This is a genomic window from Bradyrhizobium sp. RDM12, from assembly GCF_051917485.1.
In the GTDB taxonomy this organism is placed as follows: domain Bacteria; phylum Pseudomonadota; class Alphaproteobacteria; order Rhizobiales; family Xanthobacteraceae; genus Bradyrhizobium.
Genome location: NZ_CM133064.1, coordinates 3,654,027 through 3,680,479, shown reverse-complemented (window position 1 = coordinate 3,680,479; position 26,453 = coordinate 3,654,027). Strand labels below are relative to the sequence as shown.

General features: G+C 64.0%; 25 protein-coding genes and 3 pseudogenes. 17 read left to right on the top strand and 11 right to left on the bottom strand.

Annotation, left to right across the window (positions count from 1 at the left end; translation table 11 throughout):
* On the top strand, positions 1-2,382 hold the full coding sequence (lon, locus tag ACTGJ9_RS17745) for an endopeptidase La (RefSeq protein ID WP_456678088.1): 2,382 nt from the start codon (positions 1-3) through the stop codon (positions 2,380-2,382).
* Position 2,383: 1 nt separating this feature from the next.
* A complete protein-coding gene (locus tag ACTGJ9_RS17740; protein ID WP_456678087.1) occupies positions 2,384-2,542 on the top strand; it encodes a hypothetical protein in 159 nt (52 codons plus the stop codon).
* Between the two features lie 75 nt (positions 2,543-2,617).
* Here the strand turns inward: ACTGJ9_RS17740 and ACTGJ9_RS17735 are convergent, their stop codons facing one another.
* The 6 genes and pseudogenes from ACTGJ9_RS17735 to ACTGJ9_RS17710 all read right to left on the bottom strand — a co-directional run bounded on the left by ACTGJ9_RS17735 (position 2,618) and on the right by ACTGJ9_RS17710 (position 10,651).
* Complete coding sequence (locus ACTGJ9_RS17735; RefSeq protein ID WP_426614603.1) at positions 2,618-2,920, bottom strand: HU family DNA-binding protein; 303 nt, start codon at positions 2,918-2,920, stop codon at positions 2,618-2,620.
* A gap of 281 nt (positions 2,921-3,201) precedes the next feature.
* Positions 3,202-4,434 (bottom strand): acetyl-CoA C-acetyltransferase, encoded by a 1,233-nt coding sequence (locus ACTGJ9_RS17730; RefSeq protein ID WP_456678086.1) that lies wholly within the window; start codon positions 4,432-4,434, stop codon positions 3,202-3,204.
* A gap of 72 nt (positions 4,435-4,506) precedes the next feature.
* Positions 4,507-5,970, bottom strand: a complete 1,464-nt coding sequence (locus ACTGJ9_RS17725) for a GH1 family beta-glucosidase (RefSeq protein WP_456678085.1) — start codon at positions 5,968-5,970, stop codon at positions 4,507-4,509.
* 148 nt (positions 5,971-6,118) lie between these two features.
* On the bottom strand, positions 6,119-6,526 hold the full coding sequence (locus tag ACTGJ9_RS17720; RefSeq protein ID WP_456678084.1) for a hypothetical protein: 408 nt from the start codon (positions 6,524-6,526) through the stop codon (positions 6,119-6,121).
* A gap of 139 nt (positions 6,527-6,665) precedes the next feature.
* On the bottom strand, positions 6,666-9,137 hold the full coding sequence (locus ACTGJ9_RS17715) for a TonB-dependent receptor (RefSeq protein ID WP_456678083.1): 2,472 nt from the start codon (positions 9,135-9,137) through the stop codon (positions 6,666-6,668).
* A 156-nt stretch (positions 9,138-9,293) separates the two neighbouring features.
* Positions 9,294-10,651, bottom strand: a pseudogene (locus ACTGJ9_RS17710) (histidine kinase).
* Positions 10,652-10,857: 206 nt separating this feature from the next.
* Here ACTGJ9_RS17710 and ACTGJ9_RS17705 point away from each other — a divergent pair.
* The 3 genes from ACTGJ9_RS17705 to ACTGJ9_RS17695 all read left to right on the top strand — a co-directional run bounded on the left by ACTGJ9_RS17705 (position 10,858) and on the right by ACTGJ9_RS17695 (position 13,468).
* Entirely contained in the window at positions 10,858-11,478 is a 621-nt protein-coding gene (locus ACTGJ9_RS17705) for a response regulator (RefSeq protein ID WP_456678082.1), read from the top strand.
* Between the two features lie 88 nt (positions 11,479-11,566).
* Positions 11,567-12,412, top strand: coding sequence for an S-formylglutathione hydrolase (gene fghA, locus ACTGJ9_RS17700; protein ID WP_456678081.1), 846 nt, complete (start codon positions 11,567-11,569; stop codon positions 12,410-12,412).
* Positions 12,413-12,634: 222 nt separating this feature from the next.
* A complete protein-coding gene (locus ACTGJ9_RS17695; protein ID WP_456678080.1) occupies positions 12,635-13,468 on the top strand; it encodes a FecR family protein in 834 nt (277 codons plus the stop codon).
* A gap of 70 nt (positions 13,469-13,538) precedes the next feature.
* Here the strand turns inward: ACTGJ9_RS17695 and ACTGJ9_RS17690 are convergent, their stop codons facing one another.
* Complete coding sequence (locus ACTGJ9_RS17690; protein ID WP_456678079.1) at positions 13,539-14,039, bottom strand: DUF3280 domain-containing protein; 501 nt, start codon at positions 14,037-14,039, stop codon at positions 13,539-13,541.
* A gap of 127 nt (positions 14,040-14,166) precedes the next feature.
* On the opposite strand from ACTGJ9_RS17690, the gene ACTGJ9_RS17685 reads away from it, so the two are divergent.
* From ACTGJ9_RS17685 to ACTGJ9_RS17660, 6 genes and pseudogenes are all read left to right on the top strand, one after another.
* The gene (locus ACTGJ9_RS17685) at positions 14,167-15,348 is read left to right on the top strand and encodes an ABC transporter substrate-binding protein (protein ID WP_456678078.1); all 1,182 of its coding nucleotides are present in this window, start codon (positions 14,167-14,169) and stop codon (positions 15,346-15,348) included.
* Positions 15,333-16,316, top strand: a complete 984-nt coding sequence (locus ACTGJ9_RS17680) for a YVTN family beta-propeller repeat protein (RefSeq protein ID WP_456678077.1) — start codon at positions 15,333-15,335, stop codon at positions 16,314-16,316. Before ACTGJ9_RS17685 ends, ACTGJ9_RS17680 begins: the two co-directional genes overlap by 16 nt.
* A pseudogene (locus ACTGJ9_RS17675) lies at positions 16,313-17,118 on the top strand (ABC transporter ATP-binding protein). The gene ACTGJ9_RS17680 and the pseudogene ACTGJ9_RS17675 overlap by 4 nt, the downstream one beginning before the upstream one ends.
* Positions 17,115-17,963 carry an ABC transporter permease gene (locus ACTGJ9_RS17670; protein ID WP_456678076.1) on the top strand — a complete coding sequence of 283 codons (849 nt, stop codon included), beginning with the start codon at positions 17,115-17,117 and terminating at the stop codon, positions 17,961-17,963. Before ACTGJ9_RS17675 ends, ACTGJ9_RS17670 begins: the two are co-directional and overlap by 4 nt.
* Positions 17,960-18,574, top strand: a complete 615-nt coding sequence (locus ACTGJ9_RS17665; protein WP_456678075.1) for a hypothetical protein — start codon at positions 17,960-17,962, stop codon at positions 18,572-18,574. The genes ACTGJ9_RS17670 and ACTGJ9_RS17665 overlap by 4 nt, the downstream gene beginning before the upstream one ends.
* 135 nt (positions 18,575-18,709) lie before the next feature.
* Entirely contained in the window at positions 18,710-19,009 is a 300-nt protein-coding gene (locus ACTGJ9_RS17660; protein ID WP_456678074.1) for a copper-binding protein, read from the top strand.
* A gap of 206 nt (positions 19,010-19,215) precedes the next feature.
* Here the strand turns inward: ACTGJ9_RS17660 and ACTGJ9_RS17655 are convergent.
* A pseudogene (locus ACTGJ9_RS17655) lies at positions 19,216-19,772 on the bottom strand (PQQ-dependent catabolism-associated CXXCW motif protein).
* Positions 19,769-20,605, bottom strand: a complete 837-nt coding sequence (locus ACTGJ9_RS17650; RefSeq protein WP_456678565.1) for a substrate-binding domain-containing protein — start codon at positions 20,603-20,605, stop codon at positions 19,769-19,771. Before ACTGJ9_RS17650 ends, ACTGJ9_RS17655 begins: the two are co-directional and overlap by 4 nt.
* Before the next feature lie 172 nt (positions 20,606-20,777).
* Here ACTGJ9_RS17650 and ACTGJ9_RS17645 point away from each other — a divergent pair, with 172 nt between their 5' ends.
* Both ACTGJ9_RS17645 and ACTGJ9_RS17640 read left to right on the top strand, forming a co-directional pair.
* A complete protein-coding gene (locus tag ACTGJ9_RS17645) occupies positions 20,778-21,704 on the top strand; it encodes a quinoprotein relay system zinc metallohydrolase 2 (protein ID WP_456678073.1) in 927 nt (308 codons plus the stop codon).
* Between the two features lie 51 nt (positions 21,705-21,755).
* Positions 21,756-22,574 (top strand): quinoprotein dehydrogenase-associated SoxYZ-like carrier, encoded by an 819-nt coding sequence (locus ACTGJ9_RS17640; protein ID WP_456678564.1) that lies wholly within the window; start codon positions 21,756-21,758, stop codon positions 22,572-22,574.
* A 187-nt stretch (positions 22,575-22,761) separates the two neighbouring features.
* Here ACTGJ9_RS17640 and ACTGJ9_RS17635 read toward each other — a convergent pair whose 3' ends face one another.
* Positions 22,762-23,121 carry a hypothetical protein gene (locus ACTGJ9_RS17635; protein WP_456678072.1) on the bottom strand — a complete coding sequence of 120 codons (360 nt, stop codon included), beginning with the start codon at positions 23,119-23,121 and terminating at the stop codon, positions 22,762-22,764.
* 87 nt (positions 23,122-23,208) lie between these two features.
* On the opposite strand from ACTGJ9_RS17635, the gene ACTGJ9_RS17630 reads away from it, so the two are divergent.
* The 4 genes from ACTGJ9_RS17630 to ACTGJ9_RS17615 are packed head-to-tail and all read left to right on the top strand — an operon-like array spanning position 23,209 to position 26,028.
* Positions 23,209-24,189, top strand: a complete 981-nt coding sequence (locus tag ACTGJ9_RS17630) for an ABC transporter substrate-binding protein (RefSeq protein ID WP_456678071.1) — start codon at positions 23,209-23,211, stop codon at positions 24,187-24,189.
* Position 24,190: 1 nt separating this feature from the next.
* Complete coding sequence (locus tag ACTGJ9_RS17625) at positions 24,191-24,928, top strand: ABC transporter permease (protein WP_456678070.1); 738 nt, start codon at positions 24,191-24,193, stop codon at positions 24,926-24,928.
* Positions 24,918-25,628 (top strand): ABC transporter ATP-binding protein, encoded by a 711-nt coding sequence (locus ACTGJ9_RS17620; RefSeq protein ID WP_456678069.1) that lies wholly within the window; start codon positions 24,918-24,920, stop codon positions 25,626-25,628. The genes ACTGJ9_RS17625 and ACTGJ9_RS17620 overlap by 11 nt, the downstream gene beginning before the upstream one ends.
* Before the next feature lie 46 nt (positions 25,629-25,674).
* Positions 25,675-26,028, top strand: coding sequence for a hypothetical protein (locus tag ACTGJ9_RS17615; protein ID WP_456678068.1), 354 nt, complete (start codon positions 25,675-25,677; stop codon positions 26,026-26,028).
* A gap of 133 nt (positions 26,029-26,161) precedes the next feature.
* Here ACTGJ9_RS17615 and ACTGJ9_RS17610 read toward each other — a convergent pair whose 3' ends face one another.
* Positions 26,162-26,371, bottom strand: coding sequence for a hypothetical protein (locus tag ACTGJ9_RS17610; protein WP_027534088.1), 210 nt, complete (start codon positions 26,369-26,371; stop codon positions 26,162-26,164).
* Positions 26,372-26,453 lie beyond the last annotated feature (82 nt).

The following is a 26,453-nucleotide window of genomic DNA, read 5'->3' as shown; positions in this document are numbered from 1 at the left end:
ATGGCCACCGAACAGATGAATACCGCACAAGCCAATGCTGACGTGAAGATCCCCGAAGACGCACTGATCATCATCCCCGTGCGCGAGATGGTGCTGTTCCCCGGCGCCATCGCGCCGATCGCGATCGCGCGGCCGAAGTCCGTCGCCGCCGCGCAGCAGGCCCTGCGCGAGCAGCGGCCGATCGGCATCGTCCTGCAGCGCAGCCCCGAGACCGAGGAGCCCGGCCCGGACGATCTGTATCGCGTCGCGACCATCGCCAACATCGTCCGCTACATCACCGCGCCCGACGGCACCCATCACATCGTCTGCCAGGGCGTGCAGCGCGCGCGCCTCCTGGACTTCCTGCCGGGGACACCGTTTCCCGCCGCGCGGATCCAGCAGATCCCCGAGCCGACAACGAATTCGCCCGAGATCGAGGCACGGGCGCTCAACCTGCAGCGCCAGGCCATCGAGGCGATCGAGCTGCTGCCGCAGGCGCCGCCCGAGCTGGTCGCGATGTTCCAGAGCACCACCGCGCCCGGCGCGCTGGCGGATCTGGCGACGTCGTTCATGGACATCAAGCCGCAGGACAAGCAGGAGGTGCTGGAGACCATCGACCTCGTCTTGCGCGTCGAGAAGGTGTCGAAGCACCTGGCCGAGCGGCTGGAGGTGCTGCGCATCAGCAACGAAATCGGCCAGAAGACCAAGGCGTCTTTCGACGAGCGGCAGCGCGAGGCGATCCTGCGCGAGCAGATGGCGACCATCCAGCGCCAGCTGGGTGAAGGCGACGGTAAGGCCGCCGAAGTCGCCGAGCTGACGGCTGCCATCGCCAAGGCCAACATGCCGCCGGAAGCGGATGCGCATGCCAAGAAGGAGCTGCGCCGCTACGAGCGCATGCCCGAGGCCGCCGGTGAATCCGGCATGGTCCGCACCTATCTCGACTGGCTGATCGAGCTGCCGTGGGCGCTGCCCGCGGAGAAGCCGATCGACATCAAGGAAGCGCGCCGCATCCTGGATGCGGATCATTTCGGCCTGGAGAAGATCAAGAGCCGGATCATCGAATATCTGGCGGTGCGCAAGCTCGCGCCGCAGAGCAAGGCCCCGATCCTGTGTTTCGTCGGCCCGCCCGGCGTCGGCAAGACCTCGCTCGGCCAATCCATCGCGCGCGCGATGGATCGCCCCTTCGTGCGCGTCAGCCTGGGCGGCGTCCATGACGAGGCGGAGATCCGCGGCCACCGGCGCACCTATATTGGCGCGCTGCCCGGCAACATCATCCAGGGCATCAAGAAGGCGGGCGCGCGCAACTGCGTCATGATGCTGGACGAGATCGACAAGATGGGCCGCGGCGTGCAGGGCGATCCCTCGGCCGCCATGCTGGAGGTGCTCGACCCCGAGCAGAACGGGACGTTCCGGGACAATTATCTGGGCGTGCCCTTCGACCTGTCGCGCGTGGTGTTCATCGCGACCGCGAATATGCTGGACCAGATTCCGGGTCCGCTCTTGGACCGCATGGAGCTGATCAGCCTTGCCGGCTACACCGAGGAGGAGAAGCTGGAGATCGCGAAGCGCTATCTGGTGCGGCGGCAGCTGGAAGCCAACGGCCTGACGGCCGAGCAGGCCGAGATTGAGCCGGACGCGCTGAAGCTGGTCGTCAAAGGCTACACCCGCGAGGCCGGCGTGCGTAACCTCGAGCGCGAGATCGGCAAGCTGTTCCGCCACGCCGCGGTGCAGGTCGCCGAAGGCACGGCTGCGAAGGTCGTGGTGACGCCGAACGACATCGGCACCGTGCTCGGCCAGCCGCGCTTCGAAGGCGAGATCGCGCAGCGCACCAGCATTCCGGGCGTGGCCACCGGCCTTGCCTGGACGCCGGTCGGCGGCGACATCCTGTTCATCGAGGCCTCGCGCGTCCCCGGCAAGGGCGGGATGATCCTGACCGGCCAGCTCGGCGACGTCATGCGCGAGAGCGTGCAGGCGGCGATGACGCTGGTGAAGAGCAGAGCCACCCAGCTCGGCATCGATCCTCAGGTGTTCGAGAAGAACGACATCCACGTTCACGTGCCGGCGGGTGCAACCCCGAAGGACGGACCCAGCGCGGGCGTGGCGATGTTCACCGCGCTGACGTCACTGCTCACCAATCGCACGGTAAGGAGCGACACCGCGATGACCGGCGAGATCTCGCTACGCGGCCTGGTGCTGCCGGTTGGCGGCATCAAGGAGAAGGTGGTGGCTGCGGCCGCCGCCGGATTGAAGCGGGTGATGCTGCCGGCACGCAACAAGCGGGACTACGACGACATCCCGAAGAGCGCGCGGGACAACCTCGAATTCATCTGGCTGGAGCGGGTCGACGAGGCCATCGCGGCGGCGCTCGAGCCGGCTGAGGCCAAGGTCGAAGCGGCGGAGTGATATGATGAAGAAACTGCTGGAAGAAGCGAAGAGATCGCGGAAGGCGCAGCAGCTGCGTCAGCTGCTCGATCGTGCCATCGACCGGGTGCGCGATGCGCTCGCAGGACCCGAGCCGCGGCTTCAGCCGATCCCGGTTCGGGTGAAGCCCCGCAAGGGCTGAACCCCTCCGTTTCAGCCCTCGCGGTCACATACTCAGTACAAAAGGCCCCCTCGCGTCGAGGGGGCCTTTGCGTTATCAGGCCACGGCGTCCTTGGCAGCCTTGACCGGGCGGGCGCGGACGATCTTCCGGGCCGGCTTGGCCTTGAACATCATCTCTTCACCCGTGAACGGGTTGGTGCCCTTGCGCGCCTTGGTCGCGGGCTTTTTGATGACCACGAACTTGGCGAAGCCCGGCACCAGGAACAGGCCGTTCTTCTTCAGCTCCTTGTGGCCGACATCGGTCAGCGTCTCGATCACGCTCTTGACGTCGCGCTTGGAAAGCTCGGTGCTGGTCGCGATCTTTTCGATCAGCTGCGATTTGGAAAGTTGGGTTGGCATCGTGTCTCCTCTGATTCGTTGCCGGTTGCATATTAGACCAACCGGCGAAGGCCTATAGCCTTCTGCACAGTTTTGTCGCGGTTTTACGGGCTTTTTTGGCCCTCTGAGGCAAAAACCCCTGCTTTTTAGCTACTTCCTGAGCGGAAGGTACCTCGGGCAGCGGTTTTTGCCTTGTTTCAAAGGCCCGCAAGCAGCCTTGCTAAAGCTGATTCGATGCTTTCGACAAGCGACGACCGGCCTCTTTGTGCGAGGAGGAGCGCGTTTCACCCTAGAAAATAAGGCTAAATGCGCTCGATGATGACCGCCGGAGCCATGCCGCCGGCCGCGCACATGGTGACGAGACCACGCTTGAGGTCGCGCCGTTCGAGCTCGTCGAGCACGGTGCCGATCAGGATCGAGCCGGTCGCGCCGATGGGATGGCCGAGCGCGATCGAGCCGCCATTGACGTTGACCTTGGCGCGGTCGAGCTTGAGATCGCGGATATATTTCTCCGCAACGACCGCAAAGGCCTCGTTGATCTCGAACAGATCGATGTCATCGATGGTGAACCCGGCCTTCGCCAGCACCTTGCGCGTCGCCGGCACCGGCGCGTTCAGCATCAGGGTCGGCGAATCCCCCATGTTCGCCATCGCCACCACGCGGGCACGCGGCTTGAGACCATGCGCCTTGGCGTAGGACGGCGACGCCAACAGGATCGCAGCGGCACCATCGACGACGCCCGACGAGTTGCCGGCGTGGTGCATGAAATCGATGGTGAGATCGGGATATTTCTGCAGGATCAGGCCACGATAGGTCGTGCCCTTGTCGTCGAGCGCATAGTCGGCGATCGCGGGAAACGCGGGCTTCAGCGCAGCAAGCCCTTCCAGCGTGGTCTGCGGCCGCGGATATTCTTCGTGGTCGAGTGCGAGGCTGCCGTCCTCGCGATGAACGGGCACGAGGCTCTTCTTGAAGTGGCCACCGGCAATCGCCTGGGTCGCCCGCTTCTGGCTTTCGAGCCCGAGCGCATCGACGTCCTGCCGCGTGATGCCCTCCAGCGTCGCTATTGCATCGGCACAGACGCCCTGATGCGACTGCGGGTGCCGTGCGCGCAGGCGCAGATTGCCGCTGTCCATCATCATCGGACCGCCGCCGCGACGCCCCTCCATCGACATCATCTCGCATCCGCCGGCGATGACGAGATCTTCAGCGCCCGCCATGATCGAGGATGCCGCCATGTTGACGCTGGTGACGCCGGACCCGCAAAAACGATCGAGCGTCACGGCGCTGGCACGCACGTCATAGCCGGCATCGAGCGCCGACATCCGCCCGAGATCGCCGCCCTGCGTTGCGACCTGGGCGCTACAGCCCCAGACGATGTCATCGACATCGGCGGTGTTGATGCCGGTGCGATCGGCCAGCGCGCGCAGCACGGTGGCGCCGAGCTGCTGCGGATGAATGCCGGAGAGTGCTCCCTTGCCCGCCTTGCCGACGCCCCGCGGGGTGCGGCAGGCATCGATGATCAGCGCGTCGGTCATGGCGTTGTCCTCTTGTTATGAATATTGAGAGCGGTTTTGAATCACGGGGAGAGCGGAGTCAATGCGCGGCGCTTACGCCCCCGCCGCGTTGTTTGCGATCACGTTGCGGTAAAAGCTCGCGCTGAGTTTTGGCGTACGCACCTGGGTATCGAAATTGACGTGATAGAGCCCAAAGCGCTTGTTGAGCCCGAACACCCATTCGAAATTGTCCATCAGGCTCCAGAGGAAGTAGCCGCGCACCGGCACGCCCTCAGTCGTGGCACGCTGGAGCTGGGCGAGATAATTGCGCAAATACATGATCCGGTCGGTGTCGTAGATCTTGCCGTCCTGCATCACCTGGTCGTCGCCGGACGTGCCATTCTCGCTGATATAGATCGCATCCGTCTTCCAGATATTTGCAGCGAGCTTCGGCACCCAGTAGATCGTCTCGGGGCCGACGCGGAGCCAGTCCGAATTCATGTGCGGAAACGCCTTCGGGATCGGCAGCGGCATGAAGCCCGCGCCCTGGTCGGACGCAACGATGTAGTGCTGCGGCGCGTAGATGTTGAGGCCGAGGAAATCGATCGGCGAGGAGATGATCTTCAGTTCCGCTTCGGTATATTTCGGCGCATCGGCGCCGGCATATTTCAGGAATGCGTCGGTGTAGCGGCCGGTCATGATGACGTTGAGATAGCCGGCGTTCATCTCGCGGAGCGCGATCTCGGCGGCGCGGACGTTCTCGGGCGTGTCGATCGCGGGAATGCAGGCATCGATATTCTCGGCCGGTCCGACGCGCGTGCCGCGTCGGCCGTGAGCGCGCACCGCCTGCACCGCAAGCCCATGCGCGAGCGCGCTGTTGTGCCGGATCTGGTTCACTTCAGCTTGCGGCAAGGTCAGGCCCGGCGCATCGATGCCGATGCCGTAGCCGAAATAGACGAAGCGGCCGCTCTCGTTCAGCGTGAACACGTTCCTGACGCGATCGGTCAGGTGCTGGGCGACATAGGCCGCGTAGCCGCCAAAGATCTTGCAGGTCTCGGTCGAGCGCCAGCCGCCAAACCGGTCCTGCAGCGATTGCGGCAGGTCCCAATGATAGAGCGTCAGCCACGGCTCGATGCCGTTCTTCAGGAGTTCGTCGACCAACCGATTGTAGAAGTCGAGCCCTTTCGGGTTCGGCTTGCCGTCGCCGTCCGGAAACACCCGCGGCCAGGCTACCGAGAAGCGATAGGCCTTGCAGCCGAGCTCCTTGATGAGCGCGATATCCTCCTTGTAGCGGTGATAGTGCTCGTTGGCACGGTCGCCGGTGGTAGCGTCCTCGATCTTGCCGGGGATTCGGACGAACTTGTCCCAGATCGAGGCCCCTCGCCCGTCCTCATCGACCGCGCCCTCGACCTGATAGGACGAGGTCGCCGTGCCCCAGAGGAAATTTTGCGGAAAGCCGCCAGCACAATGCGGCACCGCGGCCGGCATGGCGTCGGCGAGCTCCAGGGGGGCCGTGATTCCGGCTGCCGACAAGCCCGCGATTTTCGCGAATTGGCGACGCGAGACCTTGTCCGACATTGATGCTGCCCCGAGACGATTGATGCGGCGGCACAATGACGGGGCGCAGGCAGTTTGAAAAGCGCCGGTCCCGAAGTTTGAGGATGCAGAATTGCGCGGCTTGGGGCGCGACAGGTCGATGCAGGCGAAGCGGTCGGCTGCGATGGGATCAGCGCGAACGTTTCGGCAGCTTTGGAAGCTTGCCCGGATTGAACCCCGGGCCGTGCCCGGTTCGTTCAGGTGCCGGCGCCGGCTGTTCTGTCCGAATGAGCGTTCCCTGGAGGACGACTCCCTGCGCCTGCCCGGCCCTCGCCGTGTAGGTCGCGATCTTGCCCGGGCACGTGCCCTCGATGTCCAGCGTCAATTCATCATAGACGCCGAAGACTGTGATACGTCCGTCGGTATGACGCTTCGTCGACACGGTCGCGGTGAAGCGATCGCCGTCGACCTTGCAGGAACCGTGATACGTCATCAGGCTGTCGCGGCCCCAAATCTGGCCGTCTGCGACATGGACGATGCCGGTGCCCTGGTCGAGTGGCGTCTGGTACCACGCCGCGTAGGTCCCGTCCTTCAGCATGGGAGCAGTCTCCCTGGTCTTGCCATACTGATCATCCGCACGCTCAGCACTAAGGAACGGTTAATCGCGCGGCCCGTGTCATTCCGGGTTCCAGCAAGGGCGGCGCAGACGTTGAGCGGGTCCGCTCCTCCAACCCGCCTCAGAACGTCACCCGCGCCCCCGCGTAGAACGCGCGCGGCCTTGCCGGGCTCAGCGAGCGCGGATCGGTGAAGGGGTTTCCGCCATTGGTGAAGTTCGGCAGAGCGCCGGTATCGAAGAACTGTCCGTAGGTCGCGTAGCGATTGTCGAGGACGTTGTCGATCTTGCCGTAGATCTGGAAACTTTTGGTGACCTGGTAAGACGTGTGCAGATTGAAGACCGTGTAGGATGGCAGCTTCGAATACTGGTTGGATTCGTCGCCGACGAGGTATTGGCTGGAGACAAACAGCGCATTGCCGCCAACCTTCCAGTCATCGGTAACGGCGTAGTCGACACCGACCTTGACGCGATGACGCGGGACCGCCGGTATCTGGTCGCCGGGCAAGACCTGGATGTTGCCGTCGGCATCGGCGAACGGGCTGTTCGAGGCGAGCGTCAATGCATCGAGGAAGCGGGCATCGACGAAGGTGTAGCTGGCCTGGAACTGAAGCGTCGGTGATTTGACGTTGACCTCGGCCTCGAGCCCCTGCCGCCGTGTCCTGCCGACGTTGGTGAAATAGCCGAAGCCGGTCCGATCCGGAACGGGGACCGCCAGGATGTCGTCATAGTTGGTGGCGCGGAAGCCGCCGATCTTCCATCCGAGCGTGCCGATGTTCAGCTCCCTGGTACCGCGCAGGCCCGCCTCCACGGTTTTGGACACGACCTGCTTCAGGGGTGGGTCGGAGACCAGAAATGCCGCGATGAGACAGGGATTGTTCGGATCGGCGCAGCCGAGCTCGAGCGGTGTCGGCGCGCGGTTGGCCTCGGAGTAACCGGCATAGGCGGTCAGCTCCGGCGTGATCTTGTAGGTCCCGCCGATCACCGGATTGAACCGGGTGTAGGTGTAGTCGCCGTTCAAGGCGGTGCCGAGCTGGTCCTCCAGCGAGATGCGCGCCACGTTGAAGCGGCCTCCGCCGGTGATCGCGAAGGCATCCGTGACGTTGAACGTGTCCATCGCATACAAGCCGTTATATTGATTGATGGTCCGCAGCGAGACGGGACCGGCAAACCCGGTATCGATCGTGCCGGTCGGCCCCAGGTAAATACCGCCGCCACTGACGACATAATTCTCTCCAATCGAACCGATCTCGGCGGTGGCATGGTAGCGGGTGACGCTGGCATCATAGCTTGTGCCCATCACGAAGCGGTTGTCGTGCCCAAACAACTGATCGGTGTTGGTGGCCTGCCCCGATACCCCGAAGCTGGTCGACCGTATCGAGCTCCGGTCGATCTCGCCGAGGATCGTTCCCGGCGCAAAGGGATTGGCAAGCTGCACGCCATTCGGGCCGTTCGCGGGCGTCGCACCGTCGCCGAAGCACAGCAACGTCGCGTCCGCCGTACACACGTCGACATCGGTTGGATTGCCGTCGACGAGCTTCTGCTCGTACCTGCGCACATGTGCGGTGCCTTCGAGCGTCCAGGTCGGCGTCGCGTCGGCCCTGGCGGTCAGGTTGAGATAGCCGACGCGGTTGGAGGTGGTCTGCGGCGTCGTGTAGGTTGCGCCCCAATAATTATCCAGAAGCTCGGCCGGGACGGTAGCGCTGGCGCCGAAATCGTTCTTGGCGGCCCCCATATTGACGTGAATTTCGCTGTCGCCGGCCTTATAGCCGACGTCACTGTAGAAGCGCCGCACGTCCGATTGGGAGAAGTTGCGGAAACCGTTGTCGTGCAGGCCTTCGAGCGCGGCGTAGATGCCGTAGTTCTGGTCGACCACCTTGCCCCATTGCGCCGAGCCCTGGATGCGGCCGAACGAGCCGCCCGTGACATCGAGCTCTGCGCCTTGATAGGTGAAGCCATCCTTCATTTGCAGATTGATCGCGCCCCCGAGCGCGTTGAGACCGAAGACCGGGTTGTTGGTCACGAGCGTCACCGACCTGATCGCCGCGGTCGGGATCAGGTCCCAGTTGACGGCGTCCGAGAACGCTTCGTTGATCCGCACGCCGTTCTGGTACACCGCCAGTCCTTGCGGCGTGCCGGTCACGGGTGAGGCGACAAAGCCGCGAAACTCGACGTTCGGCTGGAACGGGTTGCCGGTGACCTCGCTGATGCTGACCCCGGCAATGTTGTCGCGCAGCGCATCCGTGACATTGAGCGAGCCGGTGCGCTTGATCTGGTTGGCGTCAACGGCGTTGATCGCCGACGGAACTTTGTCGACATCGAGACCCCTGCCGGTGCCGGGCGCGGTCGGATAGACGTAAATCCTGCCGGCTCTGGGCTTGCCGGAGTTCGCAGCCGTCCGCGCAACCGGCAGTGACGGTGCACGCCGTGCGGTTGGCTGCGGCGCCACCACCTCGACCGCCGGCAGGTTCTGCACGTTGGTCTCTTCGTCCTGGGCAGCGCGGGCGTTGGTCCCGAAACAGAGTCCGGACACCACCCCGGTCGAGACCGAGGCCATCAGCAGACGCCGCGTGTGTCCCAGCTTGCGCATTCCCATTGTCCCACCCGTGACCTTCGGCTGTTTTGGTTCTCGCCATTGGCTATGACGAGTGTATTCGGAGGCGGCTCATGCACCAGCCGCAAAAGCTCGGGCACGATCCGCGCCCGTTTTCCCGACGAAATCGGGAATTTTTCCCGATCGAACCGGGCGCGATCAGGCGGCAGTGGTCGGAACCAGCGCCTCTACGGTGACGCCGCCTTCGCCTGACGCCACGTTGAGCGTACCGCCCAGCGCCAGAATACGCTCGCGCATGCCGACGAGGCCGAAGCCGAGTTTCTGGCCCGGCTCCATGCCGCGACCGTTGTCGCTGACCCGCACCCGGGCACAGCAGCGGCCGTCGCGGCCCGGCTGCTCCGCCGGCTCGATCACGACATTGATCGCGGTCGCGCCGGCGTGGCGGAACGCATTGGTGAGCGCCTCCTGCACGACGCGATAAATCGTCAGGTCCGCGGTCTCGCCCGTAACCCCCAGTGCCGGCGAGATCGTGGTCTCGATGGTCACGTCGGGATGCGATTCCCGCCACAGCCGCGACAGCGATTCCAGCGCCTTGCCAAGGCCGAGTTCGGCAAGGCCCACCGGCCGCAGCCGCTCCAGCACGCGACGGGTGAACTGCTGCAGCGCGTTGATCTGCTCCAGCAGGGCTCCGCCGTGTTTCCGCACGGCGACTGCACTCGGCGCCCGTCCGTCGGCGAGCTTTGCGAGAGCGCTCGCATGCGCGCGCAGCGAGAACAGATATGGCCCGAATTCGTCATGCAGCTCGCGTGCGATCTCCTTACGCTCGACGTCCTGGAGCGACACCGCGCGCTCGGCAAGCCGCCGCTTGTCCTCGACTGCTTCCCCAAGCGTCGCTGCGAGATGATTGAGCTTGGTGCAGATCGCAGCGAGCTCGGGCGCACCGCCGGGCACCGCACGCGCGTCGTAACGGCCGCCCTCGAGCTCGGTCATCGTCTGCGTCAATGATTGAGCGGCGCGAGCGCCCGGCCGACGACGTTCATCATCACCAGGAACAGCGCCAGCGCGATGACTGAACCGACCTCGAGCTGCGTGACGATGGCGTCCCAGATCTCAGCGATCTCGTCATTGGGATGCGAAGTAATCACCAGCGAGCCGGGCTTGCCATGGATCGATACCGGCACGCTGACGGCGGTCTGCTCGGGATGAACCAGGCTGACGAACCAGGCGGGTGGCCCGGACGTGTCGTCATCGGCCTCGGCGCGCGGCAGCGTCAGCGGGTTCCCGCCGGCGTCCCGGAGCGCGATGCTGACATGGCGGAGCCGATTGAGGTCACGCGCGATCTGGTTCAGCCTGGCGTCGGGATCCGGCGCCTCGTTGAGATCGGCAACGATCATCTCTATGAACTCGCGCGCCAGCCGGATCACGCTCTGGTCCTCGGCCTGCACGCGGGGACCGGCCTCCGCGACCTGCCGGGCGATGTTGACGGCGAGCCCGAGCGCAAGCAGCAACGCCAACAGGAGGTTGATGCGCCCGCGCAAGGATAGATTTTGCCACATTGCTCTCGCCTGCCCCACGAAGGATCGCTCGCGCCTGTCCGATAGCGTTGACAGGGACGAAGCGCCCGATATCTAATCGGAAGCGTACAGCAATCCCGGCCGGGTTGCATGACCCGACATCAGACGCGCGTCCGTCTCGTCCGGAATCATGCGGCGCGAGATCAGGCAAATTCTTTCACGGGGAAGCGCTGTCGCGGGGAACGCCTATGCGCATTCTGATCGTCGACGATCATCCCATTGTCGCCTCCGGCTGCCGCGCCGTCCTGGCCGACGAAGGCGAGATCGACATTCTGGAGGCGGCCGACGCCGAGGACGGCGAATGTGTGTTCATTGTCGAGCGCCCCGACCTCTGCGTCATCGATATCAACCTGCCGACCGTCTCCGGCTTCGAGCTCGCGCGCCGCATCCTCGAACGCTCGCCGGAGGCACGCATCATCATGTTCAGCATGAACGATGATCCGGCCTTTGCCGCACGCGCGATCGAGTGCGGTGCCAAGGGCTACGTCTCCAAGACCGGCGACCCCGATGATCTCGTCGAGGCGATCCGCACCGTCGGCGGCGGTGGCACTTATCTTCCGAGCGCGATCGCGCGCAGCATCGCCTTCGCAGGGCCGACGCTGGCACAAAGCCCGCTGTCGAAGTTGAATGCGCGCGAGATCGAGATTTTGCGGCTGCTCAGCGCGGGAAAGAGCCTGTCCGAGATCGCCTGGCTGGTGCAATCGTCCTACAAGACGGTCGCCAACACCTCCTCGATCATGCGCCAGAAGCTCGGGGTGAAGACTTCGGTCGAGCTGGTGCGACTGGCGATCGACAGCGGCGTCGCCTGACCCTGGGTCAGCCTTTGCGTTCCCGCGCCAATTCGGTCACACAGGCATTGCATTCTTGATGTGGTGAGATGCCACGGAGCAAATCGGCATGACGATCCAGACTATTTCGACCAACACTTCCTATGGCGGCGTGCAGGGCGTGTATCGCCATGCCAGCCAGGCGACCGGCACCGACATGGTGTTCTCGGTCTATGTTCCCCCGCACGCCGACGGCGCAAAGCTGCCCGTGGTCTGGTACCTCTCCGGCCTCACCTGCACCCATGCCAACGTCACCGAGAAGGGCGAATTCCGCAAAGCCTGCGCCGAGCTTGGCCTGATCTTCGTCGCGCCCGACACCTCACCGCGCGGGCCTGACGTACCGGGCGACGCCAACAATGCCTATGATTTCGGCCTTGGCGCCGGCTTTTATGTCGATGCCACCGCGGCGCCGTTCGCGCGCAATTATCGCATGTGGAGCTATGTCACCGACGAGTTGCCGAAGCTGGTGGCGGAAAATTTTCCCGTCGATGCCAAGCGGCAATCGGTGGTGGGCCATTCGATGGGCGGCCACGGCGCGCTGACGGTCGCGCTGCGCAACCCGCACCGTTATCGCGCCGCAAGCGCGTTCGCGCCGATCGTGGCGCCGTCACAGGTGCCCTGGGGCATCAAGGCGCTGACCGGCTATCTCGGGCCGAACAAGGATGCCTGGCGCAGCCACGACACGGTGGCACTGATCGAGGATGGCGCAAAATATCCAGGCTTCCTGGTCGACGTCGGCGAGGCCGATAACTTCCTCAAGGAGCAGCTCAAGCCGGAGCTGCTGCAGGCCGCCTGCAACAAGGCTAACATCCCGCTGACGCTGCGGCGTCAGCCGGGCTATGACCACAGCTATTATTTCATCTCGACCTTCATGAGCGACCATTTGCACTGGCACGCGGAAAGATTGAAGGGGTAAGGCTCTCTTCTACTGCCTCATCTGCATGAAGGCTTGGTACGAAGCCCCACCCAATGACGGCGGGCATTGTCCGCATCGCTATTGCTGCCCCCGCGCGTTGGTTGTAACAGCCCGGCGCCCGACTAGGCGGAATGCGCTAGTTGCGTCGCACCATTAGCTCTCCAAAATCGTGATAGCTTTACGCATTTCGGAGCAGCTGCAGTGCGTAACCTTGCAGTTTTCATGTCTGGATCATTGATCACCTTGGCGATCTCGCCCCCGTCTCCGGCGCTGGCCGCGGCAGAACGGATCGGGCTTGCCGCCATCGTGCGGAACGACGTGTCTCAAATCGAGCCCTCATCGGCGAAGATCGTGAAGGGCGACGATGTCATTCGCGACGAGGTTGTGGCGACATCTGCGGACAGCAATGCCAAATTCGTCCTCAAGGATAGCACAAATCTGATGCTCGGTCCCAACTCCAGGATGAAGCTCGATCACGCGGTCTTCTCCGATCAGCAAGGGGTCGGCGATATCGCAATAAAGCTCACACTTGGCTCGTTCCGCTTCATCACGGGACTCTCCGCAAAGGAATCCTATGCCATCACGACGCCGCTTGCGACCCTGGGCGTCCGGGGAACGACCCTCGATCTGAACCTCGAACTCCTCAAGAACACTGTCGTGCTGAAGGACGGCGCCTCGCGCGTCTGTGCGGGCGGCAACTGCGTCGAGCTGACCAAGGTCGGCGGGGCGGCCGTCATCACTGCAACCGGGACTCGTATCAACATCGAGTTCCAGCCCTCAACGACCTGGTCATTCGACGCCGCATGCAACGGCATGTGCAGCCCGATGAGCTTTGCCGAAGCGGAGAACTCCCTGACCACCGGCAGCATCGGAGGTGCGGGCGGAGGTGGCGGTGGCGGCGGCCCCACGTCGCCGTTCAACCACCCTCTCGCTAGCAATTCAGGCACCATCTTCCCTACGCCCTTCCGTGGCCCAATAGGTGGAAGGCCCGGCCTGCTTGGCGGCTCCGGGCTCGGCGGTATCGGCAGCGCCGCCGTCAGCGTTTCACCACACTAGAACCTAGACCCCGCTCCGATTCCATCAAAACGGGAATGGCTCCCATGCGACGCAGCCAAAGCTGTGGCATCTATGGCTTCCCGTAGTTCGGAGCCAGCAGTCGGTTGCGGATCAGATAGCTCATCGTGCGCGTCCAGGACTCATCGGTGTTGCCGCGCATGTCGGCGCTTGCCGCGGTGATCATGTTGCCGGTCTTCACGTCGCGCAAATAGATGTTCAAATTGATGATCAGGTTCGAAACCTTCTGCACCATGCCGGTGATCTCAAGGTCGGCACCGAGCTGTCCGGCAAGCTTGAGGTCGCAACCGCCGCAGGCCTGCAGATTGGCGTGACGGGCGGCGTCCCTCACCGGCGCGATGTCGAGCAGCTGGAACCGGCCTGAGTCGGCCAGTTCCTTGCGGAGCTGGTCGCTGATATGCGCGAGCCGCGCTTCCTCCGGCTTCGAGCCGTAGAACTCCCCGGGCAGGCTGGTGTCGATCAGCTCGAAATCGAACACGGCAAGCTTTGGCGGATCGGCGAGCGCCGCCGAACCCATCAGCAGCAAAGCCGCGAAGCATATCAGCGCTCGCATGATCGTGATTCCCGGCGCGCCCGCGTGAGGACGAAATGCGGGGTTGCATGCCCTGACAAATCGGTCATGCTTTAGCAGAGACAATTCTCCACCGACGGTCAAGCCGGGGAGAATGTCAGGAGGAAGCATGATCCGATGGTTGCTCGGCCCGATCGGCCTGTGTCTGGCAGCGGTGCAAGCGCTCGCGGCCGACCCGGTCACGATCGGCGTCGGCTATCTCGGCGTAGCCGGCACCAGATCGACGCTCTCGCTGGTCGAGCAGCCCGCGGACAATGACGGCGTCGCCGGCGCGAAGCTCGCGATCGAGGACAACAACACCACCGGAAAATTCCTCAACCAGCGCTTCGTGCTGGAGGAGCGCCGCATTAGGGAAGGTGAGGACGTAGTCCAGGCCGCGACCGCGCTCGCCGAGCACAACGGCTTCATCATCACCGACCTGCCGGCCGATGCACTGTTGAAGGCCTCCGACGCCTTGCGAGACCGCGGCACGCTTCTGTTCAACGCCGGCGCAACCGACGAGCGGCTGCGCGAGGCCGATTGCCGCGCCAATGTGATCCACGCCGCGCCGACGCGCTCAATGCTGGCCGATGCGCTCGGCCAGTACCTGGTGTGGAAGCGATGGCCGCGCTGGCTGCTGGTGGTCGGCTCGCATGACGAGGACAAACTGTTCGCCGATGCACTCCGTCGCGCCGCCACGCGGTTCGGCGCCAAGATCGTGCAGGAGCGGACCTTCGAGGACACCGGCGGCGCGCGCCGCACGGACTCCGGCGTTACGCTGATCCAGCGGCAGATGCCCGTGTTCACGCAGCAGGCGCCCGCCTACGACGTGCTGGTCGCCGCCGACGAGAGCGAGGTGTTCGCGGCCTATCTGCCTTACCGCACCTGGGATCCTCGCCCCGTGGCGGGCTCGGCCGGCCTGGTGCCGCGCAGCTGGGACGCCGCGCAGGACCAGTGGGGCGCGACGCAGATGCAGAATCGCTTCATGAAGCTCAATTCGCGGCGCATGACCGCGCTCGACATGCAGGCCTGGACTGCCGTGCGCATGATCGGCGAGGCCACCTCGCGCACCAATTCCGGGGACGTCAAGAAGGTCACCGATTTCATCAAGGGACCGGACTTCTCCGTCGCCGCCTTCAAGGGCACCAAGCTGACGCTGCGCGACTGGAATCTCCAGCTCCGCCAACCGATCCTGCTGGTCGACGGCCGCATGGTGGTCTCGGTGTCGCCGCAGGAAGGGTTTCTGCACCAGGTCTCCGAGCTCGACACGCTCGGCTATGATCGTCCGGAGAGCAAATGCAAGCTGAAGTGATGACACAGATGTTGCGTGCGGGATTGCTGTCCGGACTGGTGCTCGTCGCGACGCCCGCGCATGCCTTCATCGCCTATGTCTCGAACGAAAAGAGCAACACGGTGTCGGTGATCGACACCGAGAGCTGGACGGTGACCAAGACCATCAAGGTCGGCCAGCGGCCGCGCGGTATCGAATTCACCCGCGATGGAAAATTCGTGATGGTCGCGGTCGGCGACGACGACACCATCCAGGTGATCGACGCCAAGACGCAAGCCGTTGTCGACATCCTGCCCTCCGGGCCCGACCCGGAACTGTTCACGCAGGATGCTGCGGGCAAGACGCTCTATGTCGCCAACGAGAACGACAACACGGTGACGGTGATCGATCTGGAGAAGCGCGCACGCCTCGGCGACATCCAGGTCGGCGTGGAGCCCGAGGGCATGACCATCAGCCCGGACGGGAAGATTCTGATCAACACGTCCGAGACGACCAACATGGCGCATTTCATCGACACCACGTCGCGCCAGATTGTTGCGAATGTGCTGGTCGATGCCCGGCCGCGCTTTGCCGAGTTCAAGCACGACGCCTCCGAATTGTGGGTGTCCTCCGAGATCGGCGGGACCGTGTCGATCGTCGATCCGCAGAAGCACGAGGTGATCGGCAAGGTCAATTTCGAGATTCCCGGCTTGAGGAAAGAGGCGATCCAGCCGGTCGGTATCGGCATGACCAAGGATGATAAAACCGCTTTTGTCGCGCTCGGCCCCGCCAACCGCGTCGCCGTCGTCGACACTGCCACGCGCAAGGTGACGAAATATCTCCTGGTCGGTCAGCGCGTCTGGCACATGGCGTTCACGCCGGATGAAAAATACCTGCTCACCACCAATGGCGTGTCCAACGACGTTTCCGTCATTGACGTCGCCGCGCAAAAGGTGATCAAGACCATTCAGGTGGGCGAGCTGCCCTGGGGCATCACGATCGCGCCATGACCAGCCCCGCTCCCATCGCCGAAGGTCGCGAGACGCCACAGCCTGAGCCCGCCGCGGTGCCGGCGCTGTCGATCGACGGGGTCAGCCATTCCTATGGCCCGCGCCGGGCGCTGATCGACGTCTCCTTCAACGTGAGACCTGCGAGCTTCACCGCCTTGCTTGGCCTCAACGGCGCGGGCAAGAGTACGCTGTTCTCGCTGATCACGCGGCTGTTCGGCATCCAGACCGGCCGCGTCGGCATTTTCGGCCATGACGTCAGCCGCTCACCCGGCGAGGCGTTGCGGCTGCTCGGCGTCGTATTCCAGCCGCGCACGCTCGATCTCGATCTGTCGCTGACGCAGAACCTGCTCTATCACGCCGCACTCCATGGCATCAGCCGTCGCGAGGCGGCTGCACGCAGCGCCGAGCTGCTCGGCCGCATCGGGCTCTCCGATCGTTCCGGCAGCAAGGTGCGCGATCTCTCCGGGGCCAAATGCGGCGGCTGGAGATCGCCCGCGCGCTGCTGCACCGGCCGCAGCTCTTGCTGCTGGACGAGCCGACCGTCGGGCTCGACGTCAAGGCGCGCGCAGACATCATCAGCCATGTCCGCCAGCTCGTGACGGAGCAAGGCATCGGCGTGCTGTGGGCCACGCATCTGTTTGACGAGATCATGCCCAGTGACGACCTGGTGGTGCTGCACCAGGGCAAGGTGCTGGCCCAGGGCCCGATGGGCCGCGTCATCACCGAGGCCGGCGCGCAGGACGTCAACACCGCCTTCATGCGGCTGACCGGCGCGCAAGTGATGCCCGGAGGCGGCGCATGAGCAGCATCACCACGCGCGACGCGCCGCGCGGCTTCTCGGCGTCCGAGTACATGACCTGCCTGACCGGCATCGTCTGGCGCGAGGGGCTGCGCTTCCTGCATCAGCGCGAGCGTTTCGTCTCGGCGCTGGTGCGGCCGCTGGTGTGGCTGTTCATTTTTGCCGCCGGCTTCCGCCAGGTGCTCGGCATCTCCATCATCCCGCCTTACGAGACCTACATCCTCTACGAGGTCTTTATCGCGCCGGGGCTGATGGCGATGATCCAGCTCTTCAACGGCATGCAGTCCTCGCTCTCGATGGTCTATGACCGTGAGATGGGCAATATGCGCACGCTGCTGGTGAGTCCGTTGCCACGCGGCTTCCTACTGTTCTGCAAGCTGCTGGCGGGCACCGCAGTATCGCTGCTCCAGGTTTATGCGTTCCTGATCATCGCCTGGTTCTGGGACATCACCCCTCCCACGATCGGTTATCTCACCGTGCTGCCGGCGCTGATCCTGTCCGGGCTGATGCTGGGCTCGCTCGGCATGCTGATCTCCTCCGGCATCAAGCAGCTGGAAAATTTTGCCGGTGTCATGAACTTCGTGATCTTCCCCATGTTCTTTGCCTCCTCTGCGCTCTACCCGCTCTGGCGCGTGCAGGAGGGCAGCCCTTATCTCTATTACGTCTGCCAGGCTAATCCATTCACCCATGCGGTCGAGCTGATCCGCTTCGCGCTGTATGGACAGATCAACTGGATCTCGTTGGCGGTGGTCGGAGCTTGCACAATGGTCTTCATGATCGCCGCGATCTATGCCTATGATCCCTCGCGCGGGCTGGCGCGACGCGGGCCTGCGGGAGGCGAAGCATGATGGTTCGGACACTCGCCATGGCAGTGCTTGGGTTTGCGGTCTCGACCGCCGCCGCACGCGCAGCCGATCCGCGCTATCCCGACTGGCCCTGTTCGCAGGCCAAGGTTCCGGACATCTCGCTCGCCGCGGTCTGGGCCGGTCCTGCGCTCGACGACGCCGAAAGCAAATGGAAGGACGACAGCAAGGTCAGCGCGCTGGTCGCGAGGCTGGCCGCGCGCAAGACGCCGCTGGAGGAGGCCGAGAAGTCGGTGAAGGAATTTTTGAGCGGCTCCGCGGCTGACAAGACCGCCAACGCAAAATTGCTGTTCGCCGGCCTGTTCGACACGCTCAACGCCCAGCGCTCGCAAGTCATGAGCGGGCTCGAACGCGTCAGCCGCAAGCAGCGCGAGGCCGCCGACAAGATCCGCGAGGACACCATCCAACTCCAGGCGCTCCAGGACGCAACGCCGCGCGACGACACCAAGATCGATGCCATGAGCAACCACCTGATCTGGGAGACCCGCATCTTCGAAGATCGCCGCAAGGTGGTGCGCTTCGTCTGCGAGGTTCCGACCACGATCGACCAACGCCTGTTCGTGCTTGGCCGCGTCATCCAGCAGGAAATGGAATAGCGTCAGTCCTGCTGACAGCCTTCATAAAGTTCCCGCGCTATCAACGCGATGATTAATGTTTGCAGCGCTATCTGCCGGAACCAAATCGATCTAGGATGGCTTGTCGATGTGAATATCCAATGCCGGGAGGCCTCGATGGGAACAGCAAGATTCATCCTCGCAGGCGCTGCAGCCATCACAATAATCGCATCCCCCGCCTTTGCTGACGACATGACCGGGCTGGTCACCAGCATCAATCGACTCAACAACACCATCTCGATCCAGCAGACGCAGAAAGGCACGGTCGGCGGCAGTGCCGGCGGCGCCGGCGCGCTGCAACAGTACAAGGCCAAGGACGCCGCGATGCTGGATGCCGTCCATGCCGGCGATCGCGTGACGTATTCCGCGACCGACGCGGATGGTTCGGGCACACTGACGAAGTTGCAGAAGCAGTAGTTCTGGGTTTTTGCCGGGGAAATTGCTCGCCGCGAGTCGATCCGGTTGACGGATGCAATACGGCCTCCACGTCGTCGTCGCAAGCGCAGCGAAGCAATCCAGAATCTTTCCGAAGAGGGACTCTGGATTGCTTCGCTGCGCTCGCAAAGACGAGGAGAGAGCTGCGCACTCCGTGCAACACCGTGGTGGCGGAGCAATCGAGCCGCTCACTGCTCAGGCCGCGGCTCCGGCTGTGCGTCCTCGGTCGGGAGCTTTGCATGCTCCCAGCCGTCGGTCCCATCGGGATACCAGGCGACGTTGGAATAGCCGTAAGAAAGTGCGCGCTTTGCGGCGTTCCAGGACATCCAGCAATCGGCAAGGCAATAGATCACGAGCAGCGCGGCCTTGTCGCCATGCGATGCTTGCGCGAGACCGCGCTGGAGATAATCATCCACCGCCGGTGGCAACGCGCCGTAGCCGGTGTCCGGCAACCAGATGCTGCCGGGAATATTTCTCCGGGGCGCATCTCGCCAGACCGTGCCTGCGGGAAGGTTCTTCGGCTTCGAGCGCGCGGCAGCACGTCGATGAAAGCGCCGCTCTTCGCGCGCCAGATCCCCTCGGCCTCCCCCGTCGTCAGCACGCGCGCGCCTTCCAGCGTCGCCGGCACCGGCGCGCGGTAATTGTCGGTGCGATAGACCTCGGGCTCGAACGGCTCCTGCTGCTGCGCCAAAGCCGGTCCCGCCAGGGCGGCGGCGACGAGCGCAGCGGCAAGAGGCCGCCTCATGGCGCTTTCTTGGCCGTCTCCGCTCCGAGCGGCCGGTCGTTTTCATCCAGCAGCGGCACGCCGAAGTCGAGCAGGATCTTGTTGATCTCGCCCTGGTTCTCCTGAATCAGCTTGTTGAGCTGCCGCTTCCAGTTCTGGTCGGCGGCGCGCACACCCATGCCGATGCGATAGACCAGTTTTGGACCGGTGGTTTCCTTCACCAACGGCCTCACGTGCAGCGAGCCGGCCTTCTTGGCGTAGTATCCCGCCATCGGTCCCCACAGCACGCCGGCGTCGATCTTTCCGGCAGCGAGGTCGTCGATCATGGCCTGCGCCGAATTGTCGTAGCGCGTGTCGATCATCAACGGATAGGGTTTTGCATTGCCCATCAAGCCCGCGATGGCCATGTTGGTTGCCGGTGGCGTGCCGGCGACGATACCGACATGCTTGCCCTTCAACTTCGGGTCTTCGAGCGTGTCGACGTCCTCCTCCAGCCCGCTGCCCGCTTTCGCAACCAGCGCGTACGATGTGCGATAATACGGATTGGTCCCCTGGACGAGATCGTCGCCTTGCGGGAAGCCCATGATGACGTCGCAGCGATGCGCACCCAGCGTCATGCGCACGAAGCCCGTGGCCTGCGGGAAGAAGACATAGTCGAGCTTCTTCTGCAGCTTGTCCGCGAACAACTCGGCGAGCTTGTTCTCGATCCCCTCGCCTTTCTCGTTGGAGAACGGCAGATTGCGCGGATCGGCGCAGACGCGCAGCACCTTGGGGTCGACCAACTCGAACGAGAGGTCACCACCATCGGTCGTCTGAGCGCGGGCGATGTCGCCGATCGCACAAGACGCCGCCATCAGACACAGTGAAAACAACCAGCGACGATGTCGTCCGGCCTGCATCGCGCTTCCTCCTCATTTCATTCGAATGCTATCCGTGCAACGCAGGACGCACCATGTTTTGCCAAACTTTGCGTTGGCTTTGTTGTGCTGCAGTGCAATGCGGCAAGTCTTCAACTGAGGCGGAAAAGTGTCGCATCTCACATCAAAGATCGCAGCCCTATCCCTGCTGGGCCTCGCGACGCTAGCACGCACCGGGGCGACCGAATTGCCTGTGAGCGAAGTCGCACCGGGAATCTTCGTGCACTCCGGGACCATCGCCCTGATGAGCCGCGAGAACGAGGGCGACATTGCCAATATTGGCTTCATCGTCGGCGAGGATGCGGTGGCCGTGATCGATACCGGCGGCAGCCTTCGTGAAGGCGAGGCGCTGCGGGCCGCAGTGCGGGCCCATACCGGCAAGCCGATCCGCTACGTCATCAACACCCACGGCCATCCCGACCATGTCTTCGGCAATGCGGCCTTTATCGCGGACGGAACTCGTTTCGTCGGGCACAGCCGACTGCCGCAAGCGCTCGCGACGCGCGGACCGTATTATCTCGATAACTTCCGGCGCATCATGGGCGGTGAACTGATTGATCCCGTGAAGATCGTACCGCCCACTGTGCTGGTCAAGGACGTCATGATGCTCGACCTCGGATCACGCCGGCTGACCTTGCGGGCATGGCCGGCCGCGCACAGCGACAATGACCTGACGGTATTCGACGAGACGACCAAGACGCTGTTCGCAGGCGATCTGGTCTTTCTCCGCCATATTCCGGTGGTCGATGGCAGCATTCGCGGCTGGCTTGCCCTGCTGAAGGAGCTGGAGGCCATTCCGGCGGTTCGCGTCGTTCCCGGTCACGGCCCTGTGAGCGACTGGCCTGTCGCGCTCGCCGATGAACGGCGTTATCTGTCGACGCTGCTCTCGGACGTCCGTGCCTCGAACAAGAAGGGCGAGCCGATCCGGACTGCGGCCGAGAAGGCAGCAGCCACGGAACGGCCGCGGTGGGAACTGTTCGACGACTACAACGCCCGCAACGCAACCGCAGCATTTTCTGAAATTGAATGGGAGTAGCGGACGCGCTACCCTCGTCCGATACTGCGTCGTCCGGACAGGCCCTTGACCATGATGGGATGCACACGCCGCCCCCTTCTGATCGCTGCATTGCTCGGCATCGCCTTTGCGCTGCCGGCGAGCGCCGAGGAGGCTTACGATCCCTGGCCGGGCCTGGTGCAGGATATCTTCAGCAATCGTCCGATGAACGATGGCAACAATGTCATCGCCATCGAGATGCCCTATCGCGCCGAGGACGCGGCAATCGTGCCGGTGACCCTGCGCAGCAAGCTGTCACCAGGCGATGCGCGACGCATTCGGTCGATCACGCTGGTGATCGATCGCAACCCGGCGCCGATGGCGGCGAAATTCGAGCTTGGCGCGGATGCCAATGTCACCGAGATCTCCACGCGCGTGCGTGTCAACAATTACACCGACGTTCATGCGGTGGCGGAGCTCAGCGACGGCCAGCTCTACGTCTCAAAGACCTATGTAAAAGCCTCAGGCGGCTGCTCGGCGCCGGCGGGTAAGAACGCCGAAGAGGCGCAAAACCGACTCGGGCAGATGCGCTTCCGGCAATTCGCGCACGAGGAGGCGCCGGCGAGCCGCATCCGCGAAGCGCAGATCATGATCGGCCATCCCAACAATTCCGGCCTGCAGATGGATCAGGTCACGCAGCTTTATATTCCCGCCTTCTTCGTCAACCAGCTGAAGCTGACGCAGGACGACAGCCCGGTGCTGTCCATGGAAGGCGGCATCTCGATCTCGGAAAATCCCAACCTGCGCTTCACTTACGTGTCCAACGGCGCGAAGCGATTCCGGGCGGAAGCCAAGGACACGGATGGCCACGTGTTCCGGAATGAGTGGGACGTCGAGAAGCCGGGGACGTGAGTGAGACTTTCGCTGGCTTCCCCTCTTCCCTTGTGGGAGAGGGTGGCTCGCCGCCATAGCGGCGAGCCGGGTGAGGGTCTGTCTCCCCCGCGATACTATCTGTGAGGAGACATACCCCTCATCCGGCGCTTCGCGCCACCTTCTCCCGCAAGGGGACAAGGAAGAAGGCACAGCTGACGCGGCTAAACTAGAAACACCTGACTTCGGCTTCCGCCTGCGCCCGCCGCAAATCATTCACAGCCGAATTCGCCAGCTCTGATGTCCGGAACTGGGTGCCGAGATTGCCGCGGACCTGGGACATGCTGAGCGCGGTCTCGGCGGTGACGTAGCGCTCGTAGCTCACAATCGAGGCGACCACGTCGATCGAGCAGGAGCATTGCTCCATCGCCTGCCGCGTCTCGCCATTGGCCTTCATGCAGCCATAGACATATTCCGCGCGCGCCGACGTCGGATAATCATTGGCCTCCTCGGCCCACGCCGCGCAGACGGTCGCCGCGAGCACGACCATGGCGGCGACAATCGGTCGTACCTGTCCCGCAAAACTCATGAGCGTCCTCCCGCTGGTTGCGATGGAAGCTATGCTATGCCTATTGTCCTGAAAAGCACTCCCTTCGAGGAAATGGCTCACAAGGTGATGAGAGTATTGGCACGAACATTGGCGCTCGCGATGATCCTGGCGCTGACGCTGGGTACGGCGGCCCGTGCCGCGGACACCATCCGCCTGACGGTGCAGAAGACCGGAACATTCTCCTGGGAACTGGCAACAATTCGCGACGCAGGGCTCGACAAGGAAGCGAATCTGGCGCTGGAAGTCACCGAACTTGCGAGCCCCGAGGCCGGCAAGATCGCGCTGCGCGCCGGCAATGCCGACATCATGTTGTCGGACTGGCTCTGGGTGTCGCGCGAGCGCGCGCTCGGCGCCAAGCTCACCTTCTATCCCTATTCCAGCGCGCTCGGCGCCGTGATGGTGCCCGCGGCCTCGCCGATCAAGACGCTTGCCGATCTGAAGGGCCGCAAGCTTGCCGTCGGCGGAGGTCCCATCGACAAGAGCTGGTTGCTGCTGCAGGCACGGATGAAGCAGGAAGGCATCGATCTCAAATCGGATGCAACCATCGTCTATGGCGCGCCGCCCCTGATTGCCGCCAAGGCGCTCGACGGCGAAATGGACGCAAGCCTGAATTTCTGGAATTTCTGCGCCCAGCTCGAGGCCAAGGGTTTTCGGCGCCTCGCCGGCATCGAGGACATTTTGCCGAAGCTCGGCGCCAAGGGCGCAGTATCCGCCGTCGGGTACGTCTTCGACGAGAGCTGGGCCGCGAGCCATCGCGACGCCGTGACACGTTTCATCGCCATGACCCGCAAGGCCAAACAGCTGCTGGTCACCTCGGATGAGGCCTGGGACAAGATCGCCTCGCTTACCGGTGCGACCGATCCGGCCATGCTCAAAACCTACCGCGACCGCTATCGTGACGGCATTCCACGTCGGAACATCGACGATGAGGAAGCGGATGCGCGCGTGCTCTATCGTGTGCTGGCCGAGACCGGCGGCCGCGACCTGGTCGGTCCGGCGGCCGAGCTCGATCCCGGCACGTTCTATCACGCAGTGCCCGGAGACTGAGGTGCTGCGCCTTTTCTCGTTCGCCCTGTTTCTCGCGATCTGGTGGACCGCCGCGCTGTTCGTCGGTGGCGCGAAGCTGCCCTCCCCGCCCGCCGTGCTCGATGTCATTATCGCGGAAGCGTCAAGCGGTGCACTGTTCCTGCATCTCGGTGCGACGCTGGCACGCGTCGCGCTGGCTTTCGTACTGGCGATGTCGCTTGGCAGCGCCATCGGCTATCTCATGGGACGGGTCAAGCTCGCCGACCGGTTCGGCGATCCCTGGCTGATCCTGCTGTTGAACCTGCCGGCGTTGGTGGTGATCGTGCTGGCGTATATCTGGGCCGGGCTCACCGAGGCCGCGGCGATCGCGGCCATCGCCATCAACAAGCTGCCGACTGCGGTCGTCACCTTGCGCGAGGGCACGCGCGCGCTCGACCGTTCGCTCGACGAGATGGCGACTGTGTTCGCGATGCCGCGCTGGCGCGCGTTCCGCCATGTCGTGCTGCCGCAGCTTGCGCCCTATATTGCGGCCTCCGCCCGCTCCGGCCTGTCGCTAGTGTGGAAGATCGTGCTGGTCGCCGAGTTGCTGGGACGGCCGAACGGCGTCGGCTTCGAGATCGGTGTTGCCTTCCAGCTGTTCGATACGCCGAGGCTGCTCGCCTATTCCCTGACATTTGCCGCAGTCGTGCTCGTGATCGAGACGGCGCTGGTGCAGCCGTTCGAGGCCCGCGCAATGCGGTGGCGCCCCCGTGCGGCTTGAGGTCGAGATCACAGGCAAGACGTTCAAAAGCGCTGCGGGCGGAACGCAGGCGGTACTGGCGCCGATGAAATTCGCGCTGCAGTCCGGCGAGGTCGGAGTCCTGATCGGCCCGTCCGGCTGCGGTAAAAGCACGATGCTGCGCATCATCCTTGGGCTCGACTGCGATTTCGACGGCCATGTCGCGCGCCCACCGGAGGCGCGGATCGGCATGGTGTTCCAGGAGCCGCGGCTGCTGCCGTGGCGCTCGGTCGAGCAGAACGTGCGGTTGGCTGCGCCTGCTGCGAGCGATGCCAAGCTCGCCGAGCTTTTCAGGATTTTAGAGCTGGAGGCGCACCGGAGCCACTTCCCGGGCGAACTGTCGTTGGGCCTCGCCCGGCGCGTCGCGCTCGCCCGCGCCTTCGCAGTCGAGCCCGACCTGCTCGTGCTCGACGAGCCCCTCGCCTCGCTCGACGATGCGCTCGCCGGCCGCCTGCGCGACGAGATCGCGACGCTAGTGGCAAACCGAGCGGTGATGACGCTGCTCGTCACCCACAGCCTCGACGATGCGATCCGTCTCGGCGACCGCCTGTTCTTCCTGTCCCCGCGTCCGGCGCGCATCGTGCAGGAGGTGCCGATCCCGATTCCGCGCGCCGCGCGCCGTGAGGCTGAGCTTGCCAGGATCCGGGCGGAGCTCGCGACGCTGCAGCTTGAATCGAAATAAGAACTCGTGGTCAACTGTCTCAAACGAGATCGTCGAGGAGGTCACCATGCGCCGTCAGCTGATTGCGATCGGCATCCTATTGGTTGCGATGCCGGGCGCGACGCTCGCGCAGACCAAGGGCAAGGGCATCCGGCTCTGGAATTTGACCAGCGAGACGATCTCCGGCTTCCAGCTCGCGCCTGTTGGCAAGACCGACTGGGGTCCGAACCAGTGCCTGAACGACAAGGACAAGGAGGTCGACCACGACGAGCGGCTGCGCATCACCGGCATCGAGCCCGGCCGCTACGACGCCAAGGTCAGCTACCCCAATTCACGGCAATGCCTCGTCCGCGACATCGAGATCAAGGCCGACGCAGTGTTCTCGATTGCCGACAAGGATTTGAAGGACTGCACGAAGTAGATTGACCTCATCCTTATCCTCATCCTGAGGAGCCCGCGCAGCGGGCGTCTCGAAGGATGGCCACAGGCGAGCAGGGCCTTCATGGTTCGAGACGCGCGTTCCGCGCTCCTCACCATGAGGGTCTTACATCGCATCACGCCTTGTCGTTCGGGTGCGGATATTCGCAGCGCCAGCGCACCGCCTGCCACTTCGGATGCTCGCCGACCCATTGCGCGATATAGGGCGGCGCGGCCATCGCGCATTGCGTCGGCGACCCCGCATAATTGAACACCAGGTGCTGCTCCTCGCAGGTCGCAGGCGAGAGCACCGCACACACAGTCACCACCAGATCGATCGGATTCATGCCGGGATCCTCGCGCGGAAGCGGTTCAGGCTAGCACAACGGGATACGTCCCGAGGAGCCGGAAGTTTCAATCCGCGTGAGA

Bases quoted from the DNA above. Each gene is read 5' to 3' on its own strand.
- ACTGJ9_RS17680 (WP_456678077.1), top strand. From the start codon at position 15,333: ATGCAAGCTGAAGTGATGACACAGATGTTGCGTGCGGGATTGCTGTCC.
- ACTGJ9_RS17695 (WP_456678080.1), top strand. From the start codon at position 12,635: ATGTCTGGATCATTGATCACCTTGGCGATCTCGCCCCCGTCTCCGGCG.
- ACTGJ9_RS17685 (WP_456678078.1), top strand. From the start codon at position 14,167: ATGATCCGATGGTTGCTCGGCCCGATCGGCCTGTGTCTGGCAGCGGTG.
- ACTGJ9_RS17635 (WP_456678072.1), bottom strand. From the start codon at position 23,121: ATGAGTTTTGCGGGACAGGTACGACCGATTGTCGCCGCCATGGTCGTG.
- ACTGJ9_RS17720 (WP_456678084.1), bottom strand. From the start codon at position 6,526: ATGCTGAAGGACGGGACCTACGCGGCGTGGTACCAGACGCCACTCGAC.
- ACTGJ9_RS17650 (WP_456678565.1), bottom strand. From the start codon at position 20,605: ATGGCGGCGTCTTGTGCGATCGGCGACATCGCCCGCGCTCAGACGACC.
- ACTGJ9_RS17690 (WP_456678079.1), bottom strand. From the start codon at position 14,039: ATGCGAGCGCTGATATGCTTCGCGGCTTTGCTGCTGATGGGTTCGGCG.
- lon (WP_456678088.1), top strand. From the start codon at position 1: ATGGCCACCGAACAGATGAATACCGCACAAGCCAATGCTGACGTGAAG.
- ACTGJ9_RS17670 (WP_456678076.1), top strand. From the start codon at position 17,115: ATGAGCAGCATCACCACGCGCGACGCGCCGCGCGGCTTCTCGGCGTCC.
- ACTGJ9_RS17735 (WP_426614603.1), bottom strand. From the start codon at position 2,920: ATGCCAACCCAACTTTCCAAATCGCAGCTGATCGAAAAGATCGCGACC.
- ACTGJ9_RS17740 (WP_456678087.1), top strand. From the start codon at position 2,384: ATGATGAAGAAACTGCTGGAAGAAGCGAAGAGATCGCGGAAGGCGCAG.
- ACTGJ9_RS17660 (WP_456678074.1), top strand. From the start codon at position 18,710: ATGGGAACAGCAAGATTCATCCTCGCAGGCGCTGCAGCCATCACAATA.
- fghA (WP_456678081.1), top strand. From the start codon at position 11,567: ATGACGATCCAGACTATTTCGACCAACACTTCCTATGGCGGCGTGCAG.
- ACTGJ9_RS17705 (WP_456678082.1), top strand. From the start codon at position 10,858: ATGCGCATTCTGATCGTCGACGATCATCCCATTGTCGCCTCCGGCTGC.
- ACTGJ9_RS17610 (WP_027534088.1), bottom strand. From the start codon at position 26,371: ATGAATCCGATCGATCTGGTGGTGACTGTGTGTGCGGTGCTCTCGCCT.
- ACTGJ9_RS17730 (WP_456678086.1), bottom strand. From the start codon at position 4,434: ATGACCGACGCGCTGATCATCGATGCCTGCCGCACCCCGCGGGGCGTC.
- ACTGJ9_RS17630 (WP_456678071.1), top strand. From the start codon at position 23,209: ATGAGAGTATTGGCACGAACATTGGCGCTCGCGATGATCCTGGCGCTG.
- ACTGJ9_RS17715 (WP_456678083.1), bottom strand. From the start codon at position 9,137: ATGGGAATGCGCAAGCTGGGACACACGCGGCGTCTGCTGATGGCCTCG.
- ACTGJ9_RS17615 (WP_456678068.1), top strand. From the start codon at position 25,675: ATGCGCCGTCAGCTGATTGCGATCGGCATCCTATTGGTTGCGATGCCG.
- ACTGJ9_RS17640 (WP_456678564.1), top strand. From the start codon at position 21,756: ATGATGGGATGCACACGCCGCCCCCTTCTGATCGCTGCATTGCTCGGC.
- ACTGJ9_RS17725 (WP_456678085.1), bottom strand. From the start codon at position 5,970: ATGTCGGACAAGGTCTCGCGTCGCCAATTCGCGAAAATCGCGGGCTTG.
- ACTGJ9_RS17665 (WP_456678075.1), top strand. From the start codon at position 17,960: ATGATGGTTCGGACACTCGCCATGGCAGTGCTTGGGTTTGCGGTCTCG.